Raw genomic sequence first — 15,543 nt, forward strand, 5'->3', positions numbered from 1 at the left:
TTTGTTTTTGTATACAATCGTGCACCTTGCGCGCGCCGATTATACATCCAAAATGTGACGAGGGACACTGTTGTGAATCGTTATGTGACTTTTGTTTGATCTCATCCGTCCAGATAGTGATCAAAGCTAGGCTAGATGGGGGTTTGCTAATTTAGAAACAAAAAAGCCAGCGTATTAAATGCTGGCTTTTTCGAATAAATATGAGGTTGTTTACCAACGATTTTTCTGACGACGACGTGGGCGAGGGATGTAAGCGAGTATCAAACCCACTAGTAAGCCGGCGCCGGCAATCATGCCGCCTTGCTTTAAGAATTCAAACCGTTCGTCATTTTTAAGGTTAGCCAATTGGCGCGTTGCGGTGTCGCGCTCATTGCTGGCTTGTTCCAGCGCCGTATTGCTTTGGGCTAGTTGGCTTCTTAGTTGACTAATTTGCTGAGCGTCGCCGCTGCTTGATTGTGTCAGCTCTGCCAATTGAGCTTGAACTGTTTCTAGATCAGCTTGTACTTCAGGCAGTTGCACGCGAAAACTCTTGCTGCTGCTAATAAGATCGGCGTTAACCCAACCTTCACGACCTTTATGATCGATAATTTTGGCGTAATCGTCTTGCTCTTCACCTAAATAGGTAACGGGTTGGCCAGCTTCTACGCTGCCTAAAATGCGGTATTGGGTACCTGGGCCACCATGTAAGTAAAGGTAGACTTTATCTGAAATGTATCGTGTTTGGCCTTCAGCCAACAAACTAGGTGACAGTAGCATCATTACTACTAAAGCTATGAGTCTTAACACTTATGAATTCTCATCAACGAAATATAGCCACATGCTAGGGATTTGGAAGGGCTTTTGCAAGTATTAGATGTGGATGTAAAGCCGTGATGGGGCGATTCGCAATGATGATTAATTTATCGCGGGCAAAACTGTGAAGTCTGTTTGCTGCTTTTGTTATCTTAGCCGGCGATATCCTTGGCAGTTGCCCATAAAAAAAGGAAGCCAAATGGCTTCCTTCTCTATATGTGCATCAGCATTAGCTGAAGATGCCCTTAATCATGAAGAAGAACATGATAGACAGACCCGCACCTGCTGGTAGGGTAATCACCCAAGACACCACGATATTACGAACAACACCGATATTAATCGCTGCAATACCACGTGCCATACCAACACCAAGCACCGCACCCACTAAGGTTTGTGTCGTTGAAATTGGCAGACCCGTACCCGATGCAATCACAACCGTTGATGCTGCAGCAAGTTCAGCTGCGAAACCACGGCTAGGTGTGAGGTGAGTAATGTTTTTACCAATGGTTTGCATTACACGCTTACCGAAGATAGCCAGACCCATGACAATACCAACGGCACCGAGTGGTAAAATCCACCAAGCGAGTGCAGCTTTAGCGCCAATAGTACCGCCACTTTCAACCACTGATACTACAGCAGCTAGCGGGCCAATGGCGTTAGCTACATCGTTTGAGCCGTGAGCGAATGCCATACAACATGCGGTTACAACCATCAAAATAGCAAACACTTTCTCAACGTTACCGAACTGAGTTTGCTGGTCGGCAGCCGCCGGCATTTTAAGGCGCTTAATAGCCACCATACCACCAATGCCCACCAGTACTGCTACGCCAGCCGCTAATGCGTAAGCTTCTAATGTTGAGAAGTGTAGACCCACGTGTTTCAGGCCTTTGGTAATGGTCACAAGTGACATGATAAAGCCTGCAAACGCCATATAAAATGGTACGTAACGTTTGGCATTCTCAAGTGGTGAATCGGTATTAAAAATTAGCTTTTGGGTACTCTGGAATATCATAAAGGCAATAAAACCTGATATCGCAGGGGTCACAACCCAAGAGCCAACAATGCCGAGCACTTTGCCCCATTCAACCGCTTCAGTCCCGACACCCACAGCGGCGAAACCGACGATGGCGCCGACAATAGAGTGAGTCGTTGATACCGGCCAACCTAGTGCAGATGCAAGCACTAGCCAGATACCAGCCGCGAGCAATGCTGCAATCATACCGTAGACTAGTAGCTCTGGTGACTCAACAAAATAGGCTGAATCAATAATGCCTTTACGGATGGTGCTGGTGACTTCTCCACCGGCTAAATATGCGCCGGCGAACTCGAAAATCATCGCAATGATGATCGCTTGTTTAATCGTAATAGCATTTGAACCTACTGAGGTTCCCATTGCATTAGCGACGTCGTTGGCGCCAATACCCCATGCCATTAAAAAACCAAATGCGGCCGCAATTGCAATAAGCACGGGGCCGTTGGTGACTAATACATCAACCATGTTGATACCTTGATTACTTTGTTGTTTAGACGCGAGCTAACATCAGCTCTAAGCGGGAACCAACGCGTTCAGCAAGATCTGCTAAATCACCAACCCACTCAATAATCTTGTAAAGGAACATTACATCAACAGGGTTTAGCTCACCTTCAATGCTAAATAACTGTCGACGAATCTTGATTTGCAGATCATCGGTGTCCTCTTCAATCTTATCGAGTTCAGCGATCATCTTAGTGACGAGGTCTACTTCACGACCACGAAAACCTGTTTCTAAAAGGTCATCGAGTTCATTAATGGCTTCTTGAGCTTGAGTCACTGCATCAATACAGCGTGTCAGGTAAGCAATAAATGGGTCTTGAATAGCTGCAGGGATCTGCAGTTGACGGCCAATAATTCGGCCTGAGATGTCTTTCGCCTTATTGGCGATCTTATCTTGCTGGGTTAATAGCTCCAGTAAGTCAGTTCGTTCAACTGGCATAAACAAACCACCAGGAAGGGTCAGGCGAATCTCTCGTTTGAGTTCATCAGCTTCACGTTCCGCAATGCTAATTTGCTTACGTAGTTGAACAGCTTTATCCCAATCTTTCGCTGCCGTAGCCTCGAAAAATGGGATGAGTATCGATGCACAAGAGTGCACTTTATCTATATGCTCTTGAAGAGGCTTAATTGGCGATTTTGCAAACACGCCCAAAATAGAGTTTACTGGCATTGCCGTGTACCTATTTAGGTTATTCCACTGTTGGAAAATGCGGGCGCATGTTAACCCAAGCGACCGCGTAAAGAAACTGTGTTTTTAACTAAAAACGAGCAGTTTTTATTCTATCGAGTTATATATTAACTTTAAAGCGCAATCCTAATGCTGTTTTATGACAGTAATATTACATTGTGAACTTTAAATTAAATTATAATGAAATATTTATTGCAGGCCTTGTCCGGCCACACAACCAAGCGAGTATGAGGCGAATGGAAGCCGAGATTGAACTGAAACTTTTTTTCCCATTAACCGAACAAGACGCTTTAGCCAAGTTTCTCGATAGCTTACCCCATAGCGAGCGTAAAGTGCAGAAACAGTTGTTGTCAAATTGCTATTACGATAGCGACGATTTGCAATTGCGTCGCTGGGATATGGGCCTGCGGATACGCGGTTGTGATCAAAATTTTGAACAAACGATCAAAACCAAGGGCCAAGTCATCGGTGGCGTGCATGCCCGCCCTGAGTACAACGTAGCACTTGAACGTAACCAGTTAGATTTAGCACTGTTTCCGCAACAAATCTGGCCAGAAGACACAGACTTAAACGCATTGCAGGCTCAGTTGGTAGCGCTTTTTAGCACTGACTTTTATCGCAGTAAATGGCATGTGTATGTTGATGACAGTTTGGTGGAAGTGGCAGTAGATATCGGCCAAATCTCTGCCAACGATCAGCAAGAAGCCATTTGTGAAATCGAATTTGAGTTGCTGGCAGGTGAGCCGCATGCATTATTGACCCTAGGGCGACAAGTGGCTGCCCAGGTGCCAGTACGATTAGGTCAAGCCAGTAAAGCACAGCGAGGCTATCGTCTAAGTGCTAAAGCCAGCCCGCTGAGTTTAGATGCGCTAACCTTTATTGCCCTCAAGCCGGAAGCTAACCTAAAGCAAACCTTTATCTCTTTACTTGAGACGGGTATTGAACGCTGGCAAATTCTTGAGAGCATGCTGCTTGAGGCACAATCGACTCCTGAGCAGTTACCACTACTGAGTTACCGTTTACGTGCTTGTATCCGCTTGCTTAGACGCACACTGGAACAATTTGGTTTAGATGAGCAAGGGCTAACCGCATGGTTTGAGGTGATAGAACAACACCTTGAATTTGTCGAACAAGGACTCAGTTTGGCAGAAATTATTGCCAGTCAAAGTAGTTTAATAGCCAGATTAGATGATGCTAAAGCCATCACTGCGCAGGTGAAAGTGCAACTGCAAGCGATGAATATCCCACAGCAGTTACAATCGCTTTTTGCGCATAAGGTTTATGGTCAATTACAACTGGCATTGGTGCAACAGTTGCTAGATTATCAAGATGGCAGGCGCCACTTTAGCCACGCTGGCGAATTAAAACGCTTTGCCGATGAGATACAAGAGGCCTCTTGGCAGCGAATTTTGCAGTTGGTACCTGCTGAGCGTGACTTAAGCAGCCAAGATTACCAGGCCTTTGCCCGTGCACTGGATGAAAGCGTATTTGTTGGCGTGGCCTACGGTGAACTCTATGCAGCTAAAGAACGAGACCAATTTCGTGCGCCGTGGCAAGATTTGTTATTGGGGATCCGCACCTTGGCTGCCTATCGCCGCTTAGGTAAACTGGCTACCATTCATGGTTGGGAGATTCAAGATTGGTTGCAAAACAAGCAAGAAAGTTTGCTGTTTGCGATGGAGTTTTCACGTCGAAGTGCCTTAAAAAAACCGCCTTATTGGCGCTAACCCGGGTGAACAAGCGCTATCTATCACCTCAACCAAATGTTTGAGAGGTTAGCGCTTTTCTAGGTTATCGACCTTGTCATTAAGGCGTGCTATTTCACTGAGCAACACCTGCTGATTTTTCTCCATTCTGACTAAGGCTTGTTCTAGCTCAGATTTAATCTCTTTGCTTTGGGTTTCTAGTTTTTCTGACTCATCGGGCGCGATGAATAACGATGCCATATAACCAGAAATGACCCCGAAAAAGCTCACGCCGCAGACAATGACTAAACCACCGACAACGTGTCCAGCACCGGTTACCGGGTAAAAATCACCATAACCGACTGTTGAAATTGTTACCAGAGACCACCACAAGGCATCTTCAGCGGTTTGAATATTCGCACCCGGGACACCGTTTTCGATGATGAGGATCATAATCGATGACATCGTTAAAATGGTCACGGTGGCCAGCAATAAACTGGCGACGGTGGCTTGTCTTCGCTGTTTAAGCATTGGGCCAATAAGAGATTGAGTCATACGCAGCAAGCGGATGATTCTTAGCACCTGAAATATTCGCGCCATACGCAGTGGTTCAATAGCGGGAATACTGGCAACCAGATCAATCCAGTGAAGTTTAAAGTACAGTTTCTTATCTTCTGCTTGGTAGAGCCTGATAAAAAAGTAGAGAATAAAAATAGAGCAAATACTGGCATCAATTATCATCAGTAAGCGATTGGTTTCAGTATCCAGAGAGCCAAAACTGATTAGCAGTACGACCACTACAGATATTAGTGATAACACCATCATAGCCATTTCGAATGGGCTAGGGACTTCTTGAACTTGGAATAGCCAGCTTCTCTTCTTCGTCATGATATTGAGTTACTCCCTAACATCGCATACTGTGCCGAATTTATTTAGCTATTATCATCGCCAAAATGAATCAAGTCGTCCAGCACACGCTTTTTAATCTCTAATTGAGAGTTGGGGTCTAGACCATATTTTTCAGCCAATTGGCGATAGTCATCGGCATTGAGCGATACTGTCAATCGTGGCCGTTTAGGACGTTTGGTGACACTAAGCCCTAAGATGCTGCGTATTTGCTCTGAAGGGCTAACGCCCGCATCTAATGCTGCTTTACGAATGGAATACTGAAACTTCTCATCTAAGTCGAAGGCAACTTGGGTTGCTTTGGCCGCTTTTTGGTTTTGCGCCCATTGCTCGGGCATGGACGCTTTTTTATTGCTCATGGGACTTCCTTGCTATCTGGTTACTCAATGGCCGTTGCTGAGCTTACTCACCAGGCCAAAAATCACGAATATCGCTCAAGGGACGATATAAGGTCAGCATCACATCAGTGTCACCACTTTCATAAACTTCAACTTCGACTGCACTTTTTTCTTCGTCATCGAGTAGCAAGTAGGCCTCAAAAGGCTCACCGGTAGGACCGTGACTGTCTTGAGGTGGCTTCATGCCGCGATAATCCTGTCGATGAAAATAACCAAATTGGGCAAATTGATGCTGATGATACTGTTTGCCAAGCCACTGACCGTATTGGGTTAGCGTATCGCCCTCTATCGCTTGGGTATTAAGATGAGCACTGTCATTTTCTTCAAAAATAACACTAAACTCATCTAGGTCAAATAGCTGCTCGACAACGGCACGATTAATCTTAATAGAGAAGCTTAGGTAGCTTTCATCGTCTTCATCAAGGCTTAGGAATATGCTGTCGCTGCTGTGACCCTTTAATACCCATTCACTACGTTGGCTGCGTTGATATTCATAAGTATTGATGGCTTCAACGCGAAGCTGCTGGCCACGTAATGCTGGAGGAAGGGCAAAGCTGTCGTCGAGTGAAATCATATCGCCGACCTTGAGGTGCGATACATGGTCAAGCTGACGCTTTGGTTGCTCTTTTTTACCGAAAATGCTCTTGAGAAATCCCATAACAGGCTCCAAAAAATATCGCATTGAATGCGAAAACACCTTTAGGTCGCCCTAAAGGTGTTGAATCGCGCTATCAATCACAACTGTAGGCGGATACTTACTTACGCGCTTTTAGGCGGTCAAGTACCGCATTGGCATTAGATTTTTGCTCACCAATACCTGCTTCAGCGAGTTTAGCTTGTAGCGACTTGTCGCTGTTTTCTTCTGCTAATGCTTCAGAAGCTTGCAGACGGTCGTCAAACTGCTGCTGACGCGCCTTGATGCGCTCTAAAGAGTCTTTAGCGTTAAGCAGCTTAGAGTTGCTGCTAGCAAAAGAGTCAGTAATGGTTGCGGTGGCTTTTTGCACGCTTTCTGTGGTTTTAACCATGCTCAGCTGGCGTTGATAATCGGCCAATTGACGCTCGGTTTTCTTAACCAAGTCTTTAAGGCGTACCGCGTGTGCACTGAAGCTATCATTTGCTGATTGCTGCTCTGCGAGTTCACTGTCTAGCTGAGCAATTTTCTCGGCCACTTCTAATGCAAGGGTTTCATTACCTTGCTCTAGTGCTTGGGTTGCATAGCCTTCATGTTCAGCTACCGAACGCTTAAGGCGATCTATTTCACGGCTTGCTTGCATCTCTTTGGCCATCACATCGGTTAATTCACGTTTGGCTTTGGTGAGGTGCTTTTCAGCATCGCGAATTTCTTGTTCGAAAATGCGAGTTGAATTTGCGTCGACGATGTTTTGTCCAACTTCGTTCGCGCCACCGCGAAATGCGGTTAAAATTTTATTGAGAATACCCATAGTATTGGCTCCTTAATATTGAAACTGTTTACTGCAAAAAGTCGACGAGTTCGTCAATCACTTCAAGGCAGTTATCTGAAAGCACCGAGAGCTCTTGTTCAATCTCTTGCATGCTTGAATGCACTGAAAGCGCGCCGTAAACCACATATTTATCATCGACCTTAGCAAAAGATGACAACGGCATTGGAATATTAAGTTCTAACATGGTTTCAAACATTTCCGCACGCCGCGCTTGCTTGACTTCATCTTCGCCCCACAGATAAGCGATGCATAGCACTTGATTGTCAGTCACAGAAACAAATACGGGGATCTCTTCTCGGCCAACAACGTTAACTTGTAATACCTCAACTTCGCCATCAATTGGATAGCAATCGAACTGAAAGCCGGTATGGCTGTTGTCACCAAGATCGTTTAGGTGATTGGCAATAGTGTGAATGTTCATACTTGTCCTCTTTGACATATTATGTCTGCGATTAAAGATAACAGCTCGACATATTATGTCAAGCGCTATTTTTGATCAGAATAACACTAACTTTTCATTTTCTGACCAAGCCTGTTGGTGGTACTGGTATAATTGAGATGAACCAATTCGGTTGGGTTCAATCTCTTCAATGTGTTGATAAAAATGTTTTGGAAACTCAAATGCGCCTTTTATCAGCCCCATGGTTAGCCAATCATCGGCCACTGGCATCTTGTCTAATAAGGCTAATCGGCTTTGTGGATCTTTGCCCGATAAAGTGGCAATACTCCAACCCCATTGACCAAAGCTTGGTACATTATGTTGGTATTGCTGCACATCAAACCCCGCTAGCGCCAAGGTTTTAGCCACTGATATGAAGGCTTTAGGGGCATGATAAGGCGAGGTGGATTGCACCGTGACTACGCCGTCGTTATTCAATAGTTCTTTTAATTTTAAATAGAACATATCTGAGTAGAGTTTATTCAGATCTGGATGGCTAGGGTCGGGCAGGTCAACAATAATGGCATCAAACTTTTGTTGTTGCTTTATCAGTTCATCTACACCGTTAAACGCATCATTAAACACCAGCTTTACCCGAGGATCGTTAAGGGCATCGCCATTGAGTTTGTGTAAGGCTTGGCTAAGTCGATTGGGCATTGCATTGTCGTGCTGTTTAAACAACTCGACTAAATCTTGGTCCAAATCCATCAAAGTGACAGATTGAGGCTGCCAATCTAGCACTTTTTTCAGGCCCAAACCGTCACCACCGCCAATAATCAATACCTTGTCAGTTCGAGCGCTCGCCGCCAAAGTTGGGTGGACTAAAAAAGCGTGATAGATATGCTCGTCCTGACTGGAAAACTGTAAGCGGCCATTGATATACAATGAATAGACCGGCGGCAGATCATTACCACGCAAGCGTTCGGTAAAGGTCAACTGCTGAAAGCGGGTCGATTTGCTAAACACTACGTTGTCTTTGTAGAGCAAGTTATTAAAGCTTTGTTCCCAACTTGGGCCATGCCATGCCAGCATTAATAATATGGCGGCTGCGATAAAGTGGCCGGCAAGTAGCACAGGTGCAAAACGAATTTTCGGCCAAAATCGCCACAGGAAGAGTAATCCAGCAATAAGATTAAAACTGGCGGTGATCGCTGCGGCTAATTGGATATCGATGGCAAGCATAAAGCTTACCCAAATGGCGGCACCAATACCGGCACCAATATAATCTGCACCGTAAATGGTTCCCGCATTATGCAACAAATGTTGCTCGCTTAATGACTGGCGAACGCGGGCAATTAGTGGGATCTCCATGCCTATCATCAAGCCGAGGATAACCCCCCACACATAGGGTAAATACTCACTGAGCTTTTGTAATATGCCGATAAAGCCGCCATTGGGCAGCTGGTCTGGCGGCAGGCCGACCATTTCCGCAACCAATATCGGCAGCTGTTGGCCAAAGCCAATTACCGCCGCGGTCAGTAAAATGGCAAGTGCGCCGCATAGGGCGACGGTTAATTCCAAAATAGCAAAGCCACTAAAAGCACAACGAATCTTGCGGGCCGCAAAGGCGCCTATGCCCATAGATACGATCATTAGGCCAATCATGGTGTAGATGGCAGCTTCTAGTGCCCCAAGAATACGGCCTGCATAATGGGACAGTAAATATTCGTAGATCAGACCACAGCCGGCGAGTACCGCCATGATGCCGAGCAGTAAAATATCGTCAAAGCGACTGATTTTACCTGAGGCGGATTGCACCGACTCAGGTGACGTTGAGGATGACATTAACTTGTCCTGCGTGGGCGCGGGCTATGCCATTAAGCTGGTTAAAATCATCGCGATAGCGACGCTAATTGCCAGCTCTACGGTGGCGACACCAATATTGTGCTGCTGCTCTACTTCTTCTGCTAAGTTAATGGCAGCGAGTACCAGTTTCTTAACGATTTTGAGCAGTACTGATAGACAGATGAGCATCAATACTGAGAAAGCTAACCAACCGAGGATATTGCTAACATATGCTTGTGGTACATAAACGATGAAATGGCTAGCGGCATTAAAGCTCAGTGCCATGGCTAACATGTAACCGGCATGACGAATCGCTAAAGCGGTTTGGCCTTGGGCTAAAGCTTGCTGCATTGAAGCTTGCTGGTTACGTTTTGCATAGCGAATTTCACGTAGTCTGGTCAGGGCGACCATCATTAGCTGAGATACCGCAAAGGCACTGAAAATGGCGATAAAGGTATCGACAGTTAAGTCCTCTGCCCACATTAGCACCGAGCGAATAATGATGGCAGTGGCAATGGCGGCAGCGGCATCCACTAACGCAACTGAGATATTCCCTTTGATAATCAGCGCATTTTTATCAATTTCATTGAGGGCAATTTTATCGTGAAGGTAACGGCCAAATTTAATTAGCACTAGGCCAAAAATACCGTAGGCACTCATGCCAATGGCTTCGATAAGAAACGATTCAGCCGCTTCACCGGTAATGGCACCGGTTAACACAATACCGAGTGCAGCGACCGCCCCAGCGGTACTAATACCAAAAGCAAAGTTATCTTTTTCAGCCAGCTCAATGCGGCTGTCAACTTTTACAGACCAGCCTTGCAAATAGCGCATTGCGGCCAGCAAGGCGATAGCGATGGTTAAATCAATCACTAAAATTATGGCGAGGTCAAAGCTCAGGCCTTCATAACTATTGAAAAATGTCATTGTCATTTCCTACCTATTTTCCTCGACGAACGCCGCGAGTGGTGCGATTGCTGGAATTTCTTAAATTACTATTTTTTGCGTAGTTAGAGCGGAATTTGCTACCACTTTTGGCCACTCCTGCACTACTCGCTTTAGGCACACTGGCACTTTGGCGTGATAAGCTAGTAGAGCCTGAACGTGATTTAGCATAAGGGCTGTCGAAACGTTTGCCTTGGCGACTAAACTGTTTTTGAGTACGCTCAAAGGTACTGTTTTGGCTGCGCGCTTGTTTAGGTGAGGTATAGCGGTAGCGGCCAACGTCATTGTAATAGCTGTAATTACGACTGCTTGACCAGCGATCGTAGTGAACAGGGCCGCGTACTAGGTTAGAGAACATCGAGTACATGCCATACCAAGCCCAAAATGACATGCCATTTGAGCCTGTTTGCCATTCACCGTATGATGGGTTGCCGACCAATTGGCTGCCGGCGCCGAAATCCTCGGCCCCATTGGCTAACACCGCGGCCTCACGGCTGATTGAGTTTACCCGAGCTAACGCCCCTTGAGACATATCGGCAACTACATTGACCGGATCGGACAGCATGTCATTAAACAGGCTTGGGTCGGCGGCTTGATATAAATTCTCTGCCTCAGCCAGCTGCTGATCTAAATCGATGAAATTGCTGCTTACACTGAGTTCGCTCAAGCGCCGTTGCAATGATTGATACAATGGTCCACTTGAGGTTGAATCTTTGGCTAGCTCAATCAATAGTGGCGATAGTTCGCTGTTTTGTTTAGCGACGATGCCACTGTATTGAGTCAGTAAATTAGCATTACGAACCTGACCATTGTCGAGCATATTGCCAAGGTCATCGATTCTCTGCTTTGCTAAGCCTTGGTATTGGCTGATTTTTTCTGGCCTATCGTCGCCGCATCCCACTAAGGTAAGCAACAAGGTCAAGGTGAGAACACGCATTAGCATTACTGCCATGATTTCTCCAAATTGGTTTCAGAACTGAGGCAATAAATCACCATTTGCCCTTAAATTTCATACGCAATACATAGTCTGCTTAAGGTATAGTAACCTCACATAGGTGTGAAGCAACAACCCTTTTTGCACTTTAATCTGTAGCAATGACCATCTTGCCCTCAGATATTTACACTTTAGTTGCATTTCTATCATATCTATATCATTCATGACATATTATGTCGATAGAAAAAACTGTTAGGGAATATTTTTACTATGCAGCATCTTCGCCAGTCAGGACTCTCTGCGCTTATCTGTGAGCGTGCAGATGAACACCTTCAACGTCTGATAGCGAGGTGGCCTGAATTTTCCGAGCTAACCTCTGAGCAACAGCAAGAATTATATCAAGTTTTTGGACTCAGTGATTTTATTGCTGAGCAGTTAACGCGCTGCCCGCAGTGGATAATGCCGCTTTTTGAAGGGCAACGACTTGAGCTTGATTGCCAGCTGTTTGCGCAGGAGCTTCGTCAGCTGTTAGAGAGTCAGCAAGATGAAGAGCAAGTTAAATCTCTATTGCGCCAATATCGCAACCAACAGATGGTGCGTATTGCTTGGCGTGACTTTAAAGGCTACTCACCGTTGCCCCAGTGCCTTATCGACTTATCCGCGCTGGCTGAAGCCTTGATTATTGCCGCACGTGACTGGCTATATGACTCATTGAGCCAGCAGCTGGGTACTCCTTGTGATGCTCATGGTAATCCGCAGCCACTGATGATATTAGGTATGGGGAAACTCGGTGGTCGTGAGCTCAATTTCTCCTCTGATATCGACCTTATCTTTACTTTCCCTGAGCATGGCGAGACCCAAGGCGGAAGAAGACCGATTGATAATCAGCAGTTCTTTATTCGCATGGGGCAACGTTTAGTCAATATGTTGCATCAGGTAACAGTGGATGGTTTTGTTTACCGAGTTGATATGCGATTGCGGCCATACGGCGAGAGTGGCCCATTGGTCGTCAGTTTTAGCGGTTTAGAAGACTACTATCAAGAACAAGGGCGCGACTGGGAGCGCTATGCCATGGTGAAGGCCAGAGCATTAGGACCATGGACTGGCTTTAGCGATGAATTGCACGCCATGTTGCGGCCGTTTGTTTATCGGCGCTACTTAGACTTTTCAGCGATTGAGTCATTGCGAAAAATGAAGCGGCTGATTTCTCAAGAAGTACGCCGCCGACAGCTGACTGACAATATAAAGCTAGGCGCTGGTGGGATCCGCGAAGTGGAGTTTGTGGTTCAGAGCTTTCAACTTATCCGTGGCGGCCGTGAACCTGCGCTTAGGCAGCAATCGCTGTTTGCGGCGATTGATACCTTATATCAGCTAGGGCAGCTTGAATACCGCTCCGTTGATGAGTTAAAAAATAGCTATTTGCTGCTCAGACGCGTCGAGAGCTTGCTGCAGGCGATAGCAGATCAACAAACTCAAACTTTGCCCAATAATCCATTGGATTGGCAGCGACTATGCAGTGTATTAGCGATGGCGTCGGAGTCAGAGCTCAGAGCCAATATCGAAGCGGCAATGGATAAAATTCATAGCCACTTTAAAGATACGGTGGGTGGCCAAGATGCAGATGATGTCGACGATATCTGGACCCAACAGCTATGGAATGCCCAAGAAGAGGAGCATGCGCAAAGCGTATTGCTTGAACATGGTGTGGAAGATAGTGTTTTTTGGCCTGCGCTGAAGCTATGGTGGCAAACTGTTATTAAGCGCTCGATCGGTCCAAGAGGCCGACAAACGTTAGACAAGCTCATGCCTTGGTTACTCAATGAGATTGTTGGTTTTGACTCGCCCTCAAGTGCCTTTGAACCGGTTTCAAAAGTACTCGACCAAATCTTGACCCGTACTACTTACTTAGAATTACTTTACGAAAACCCAGGCGCGAGACAGCAACTGGTGAGCCTGTGTATGGCTAGTCCATGGATTTCGGAGCAGCTTGCTAAGTTCCCGATGTTACTGGATGAACTTATCGATCCGGTGCAGTTATACGACACTACGGCATTAGATGACTATGGCAGTGAGTTGCGCCAATATTTGCTGCGAGTACCAGAAGATGACATGGAGCAGCAGATGGAAGCGCTGCGACAGTTCAAGTTGTCGCAGCAGCTTAAGATTGCAGCGGCCGATGTCACTGGCGTATTACCAGTAATGCAGGTCAGCGATCACTTAACCTTGCTGGCAGAAGCGATTATTGAGCAAGTGGTATTGCAAGCATGGCATCAGGTAAGCAGCAGGCATGGTGTGCCGCCGCATCTTAGTGGTGCTGAGATGGGATTTGCCGTGATTGGTTACGGTAAAGCCGGTGGTATTGAACTTGGCTATGGCTCTGATCTCGATCTGGTATTCCTGCATGACTATCACCGCGACAAGTATCCGCAAAGTCTGCATACCAATGGCGATAGAGAGATAGAGATAGGGCATTTCTATCTAAAAGTCGCCCAGCGTATTTTACACTTATTTTCTACACGCACCTCTTCAGGTGAGCTTTATGAAGTGGATATGCGCTTACGTCCTTCGGGCGCATCGGGTTTGCTCGTCAGTGAAATTGAAAATTTTGGTGACTATCAGTCTAAGGAGGCGTGGACTTGGGAGCACCAAGCACTGGTAAGAGCAAGGTTCATGTTTGGTGATACGAGTTTGTCGGTGCGCTTTAGCGAGCTAAGATCACAGGTGATTTGTGGGACGAGAGATAAGCAAGAATTAGCCACAGCGGTGAAAGATATGCGAATTAAGATGCGTGATCATTTGCTGAAAGTGACTGATGGCGAATTTGATTTAAAGCAAAGCCCTGGTGGTATCGCTGATATCGAGTTTATTGCCCAGTACCTAGTGCTTGCCAATGCTCATCAGCATCATTATCTGACGACTTGGTCTGATAATGTTCGCATCTTTGAGTCATTAGCCGAGTTAGAGTTGCTCAGCTTGCAACAAGCTAAGCAATTAACCGATGCCTATTGTTACTTGCGTGATGAAAGCCACCGACTGACGTTACAGCAAAAGCCAACTCGTGTTCCTAGTGAGCAGGTTCAATCACATGCAGAGCAAGTTATTGCGATTTACCGTTTAGTACTTGAAGGGCAACATGAGTGAGTTGTTGTAAATTGACACTGTAAGTCTGGTGAATATGCAACTTACAGCGTCAATTTCTATGTAAGTTGCAGTGCAATTTGCAAAGGAGCGATGCACTGCAATAATAAGTGACTGATTTTATTTGCAGCTATCATTGTGGCCTAGTTAATGCACAAATCCCTCCAAGGTTACTTGCTTTGGAGGCGCTTATGCCAAGCCTACATATTTCAGCCAGATTTGATTTTGCTAAGCCTAGCAACCATTGCCATGATGTGATGGTGCGTAGCTTAATCAAACATCAATTGCTACAGATTAAGCCGCAAACCACTAAGGCAAAGTGCACCGTATCCGCTAAACCTCGCGCTTTGAGCTGGCAAAGATTACCGATTGCGTGGACCATCTTGTTGCTGAGCTTATTAGCTGTATACCAATGTCAGGCCGCCACTGAGCTTGAATCGCTGCCTGTGCAAGATTGGTCTATCAGTTTTGATAACATTCTCATTGGCAGCAATACGCTACTTGGCGATACACCGGCGCTCGCCTCGTCCTTGCAAGGCACTCTTTATCAAGGTTGGGGAGCTAAGCTGGCCTATGCTTATCAAGTTGACGATATGTAGTTGCAGTGGGGAGTCGGGGCATTTCAGTGGGCGCACAACATGACCTTAAGTGCAGACCAGCACCTGCGTGTTGGCACGGCCCCCTATGCCCATATCGGTGTAGATATTCAATCTACACCTTATCAGCGTTTAAGTTTACGTGTGCAACATATGCAGCTTGAAAATACAGCGTATCAGCAGTTGGGACTATCGTTTAAGTGGTTGTTTTAAATCAAGGATACAACTTGTATCACTATT

The 15,543-nt window shown here is 46.0% G+C and carries 15 protein-coding genes; 4 read left to right on the forward strand and 11 right to left on the reverse strand.

Annotated elements, in window-relative coordinates:
- Window positions 1-210: 210 nt before the first annotated feature.
- The 3 genes from L865_RS0110910 to L865_RS0110920 all read right to left on the reverse strand — a co-directional run bounded on the left by L865_RS0110910 (window position 211) and on the right by L865_RS0110920 (window position 2,996).
- On the reverse strand, window positions 211-786 hold the full coding sequence (locus L865_RS0110910; RefSeq protein WP_028773271.1) for a TIGR04211 family SH3 domain-containing protein: 576 nt from the start codon (window positions 784-786) through the stop codon (window positions 211-213).
- A 235-nt stretch (window positions 787-1,021) separates the two neighbouring features.
- Window positions 1,022-2,290, reverse strand: a complete 1,269-nt coding sequence (locus tag L865_RS0110915; RefSeq protein WP_028773272.1) for an inorganic phosphate transporter — start codon at window positions 2,288-2,290, stop codon at window positions 1,022-1,024.
- 25 nt (window positions 2,291-2,315) lie between these two features.
- Window positions 2,316-2,996, reverse strand: a complete 681-nt coding sequence (locus tag L865_RS0110920) for a TIGR00153 family protein (RefSeq protein WP_028773273.1) — start codon at window positions 2,994-2,996, stop codon at window positions 2,316-2,318.
- 254 nt (window positions 2,997-3,250) lie between these two features.
- Between L865_RS0110920 and L865_RS0110925 the strand changes: the two genes are divergently transcribed.
- Window positions 3,251-4,741, forward strand: coding sequence for a CYTH domain-containing protein (locus L865_RS0110925; RefSeq protein ID WP_028773274.1), 1,491 nt, complete (start codon window positions 3,251-3,253; stop codon window positions 4,739-4,741).
- Window positions 4,742-4,789: 48 nt separating this feature from the next.
- Here the strand turns inward: L865_RS0110925 and L865_RS0110930 are convergent, their stop codons facing one another.
- From L865_RS0110930 to L865_RS0110965, 8 genes are all read right to left on the reverse strand, one after another.
- Window positions 4,790-5,587, reverse strand: a complete 798-nt coding sequence (locus L865_RS0110930) for a potassium channel family protein (protein WP_028773275.1) — start codon at window positions 5,585-5,587, stop codon at window positions 4,790-4,792.
- Window positions 5,588-5,631: 44 nt separating this feature from the next.
- The gene (locus L865_RS0110935) at window positions 5,632-5,964 is read right to left on the reverse strand and encodes a hypothetical protein (RefSeq protein ID WP_028773276.1); all 333 of its coding nucleotides are present in this window, start codon (window positions 5,962-5,964) and stop codon (window positions 5,632-5,634) included.
- 43 nt (window positions 5,965-6,007) lie between these two features.
- Complete coding sequence (locus L865_RS0110940) at window positions 6,008-6,661, reverse strand: hypothetical protein (RefSeq protein WP_028773277.1); 654 nt, start codon at window positions 6,659-6,661, stop codon at window positions 6,008-6,010.
- Between the two features lie 97 nt (window positions 6,662-6,758).
- On the reverse strand, window positions 6,759-7,445 hold the full coding sequence (locus L865_RS0110945) for a PspA/IM30 family protein (RefSeq protein ID WP_028773278.1): 687 nt from the start codon (window positions 7,443-7,445) through the stop codon (window positions 6,759-6,761).
- 28 nt (window positions 7,446-7,473) lie between these two features.
- Entirely contained in the window at window positions 7,474-7,887 is a 414-nt protein-coding gene (locus L865_RS0110950) for a YjfI family protein (RefSeq protein WP_028773279.1), read from the reverse strand.
- Window positions 7,888-7,962: 75 nt separating this feature from the next.
- On the reverse strand, window positions 7,963-9,690 hold the full coding sequence (locus L865_RS0110955) for a polyamine aminopropyltransferase (protein ID WP_028773280.1): 1,728 nt from the start codon (window positions 9,688-9,690) through the stop codon (window positions 7,963-7,965).
- A gap of 24 nt (window positions 9,691-9,714) precedes the next feature.
- Window positions 9,715-10,617 carry a DUF350 domain-containing protein gene (locus L865_RS0110960; RefSeq protein WP_028773281.1) on the reverse strand — a complete coding sequence of 301 codons (903 nt, stop codon included), beginning with the start codon at window positions 10,615-10,617 and terminating at the stop codon, window positions 9,715-9,717.
- Between the two features lie 13 nt (window positions 10,618-10,630).
- Entirely contained in the window at window positions 10,631-11,587 is a 957-nt protein-coding gene (locus L865_RS0110965; protein ID WP_028773282.1) for a hypothetical protein, read from the reverse strand.
- Window positions 11,588-11,839: 252 nt separating this feature from the next.
- On the opposite strand from L865_RS0110965, the gene glnE reads away from it, so the two are divergent.
- The 3 genes from glnE to L865_RS25515 all read left to right on the forward strand — a co-directional run bounded on the left by glnE (window position 11,840) and on the right by L865_RS25515 (window position 15,516).
- The gene (gene glnE, locus L865_RS0110970; RefSeq protein ID WP_028773283.1) at window positions 11,840-14,710 is read left to right on the forward strand and encodes a bifunctional [glutamate--ammonia ligase]-adenylyl-L-tyrosine phosphorylase/[glutamate--ammonia-ligase] adenylyltransferase; all 2,871 of its coding nucleotides are present in this window, start codon (window positions 11,840-11,842) and stop codon (window positions 14,708-14,710) included.
- Window positions 14,711-14,898: 188 nt separating this feature from the next.
- On the forward strand, window positions 14,899-15,306 hold the full coding sequence (locus L865_RS0110975; protein ID WP_028773284.1) for a hypothetical protein: 408 nt from the start codon (window positions 14,899-14,901) through the stop codon (window positions 15,304-15,306).
- A gap of 39 nt (window positions 15,307-15,345) precedes the next feature.
- Window positions 15,346-15,516, forward strand: coding sequence for a hypothetical protein (locus tag L865_RS25515; RefSeq protein WP_157577539.1), 171 nt, complete (start codon window positions 15,346-15,348; stop codon window positions 15,514-15,516).
- The last annotated feature ends 27 nt before the right edge of the window (window positions 15,517-15,543 follow it).

The sequence above is a fragment of the Shewanella waksmanii ATCC BAA-643 genome (assembly GCF_000518805.1).
Taxonomy (GTDB): Bacteria; Pseudomonadota; Gammaproteobacteria; order Enterobacterales; family Shewanellaceae; genus Shewanella; species Shewanella waksmanii.

Excerpts from the sequence above, each read along its gene's own strand:
- L865_RS0110915 (WP_028773272.1), bottom strand. The coding sequence starts at position 2,290 with ATGGTTGATGTATTAGTCACCAACGGCCCCGTGCTTATTGCAATTGCG.
- L865_RS0110920 (WP_028773273.1), bottom strand. The coding sequence starts at position 2,996 with ATGCCAGTAAACTCTATTTTGGGCGTGTTTGCAAAATCGCCAATTAAG.
- L865_RS0110925 (WP_028773274.1), top strand. The coding sequence starts at position 3,251 with ATGGAAGCCGAGATTGAACTGAAACTTTTTTTCCCATTAACCGAACAA.
- L865_RS0110930 (WP_028773275.1), bottom strand. The coding sequence starts at position 5,587 with ATGACGAAGAAGAGAAGCTGGCTATTCCAAGTTCAAGAAGTCCCTAGC.
- L865_RS0110935 (WP_028773276.1), bottom strand. The coding sequence starts at position 5,964 with ATGAGCAATAAAAAAGCGTCCATGCCCGAGCAATGGGCGCAAAACCAA.
- L865_RS0110940 (WP_028773277.1), bottom strand. The coding sequence starts at position 6,661 with ATGGGATTTCTCAAGAGCATTTTCGGTAAAAAAGAGCAACCAAAGCGT.
- L865_RS0110945 (WP_028773278.1), bottom strand. The coding sequence starts at position 7,445 with ATGGGTATTCTCAATAAAATTTTAACCGCATTTCGCGGTGGCGCGAAC.
- L865_RS0110950 (WP_028773279.1), bottom strand. The coding sequence starts at position 7,887 with ATGAACATTCACACTATTGCCAATCACCTAAACGATCTTGGTGACAAC.
- L865_RS0110955 (WP_028773280.1), bottom strand. The coding sequence starts at position 9,690 with ATGTCATCCTCAACGTCACCTGAGTCGGTGCAATCCGCCTCAGGTAAA.
- L865_RS0110960 (WP_028773281.1), bottom strand. The coding sequence starts at position 10,617 with ATGACATTTTTCAATAGTTATGAAGGCCTGAGCTTTGACCTCGCCATA.
- L865_RS0110965 (WP_028773282.1), bottom strand. The coding sequence starts at position 11,587 with ATGGCAGTAATGCTAATGCGTGTTCTCACCTTGACCTTGTTGCTTACC.
- glnE (WP_028773283.1), top strand. The coding sequence starts at position 11,840 with ATGCAGCATCTTCGCCAGTCAGGACTCTCTGCGCTTATCTGTGAGCGT.
- L865_RS0110975 (WP_028773284.1), top strand. The coding sequence starts at position 14,899 with ATGCCAAGCCTACATATTTCAGCCAGATTTGATTTTGCTAAGCCTAGC.
- L865_RS25515 (WP_157577539.1), top strand. The coding sequence starts at position 15,346 with ATGACCTTAAGTGCAGACCAGCACCTGCGTGTTGGCACGGCCCCCTAT.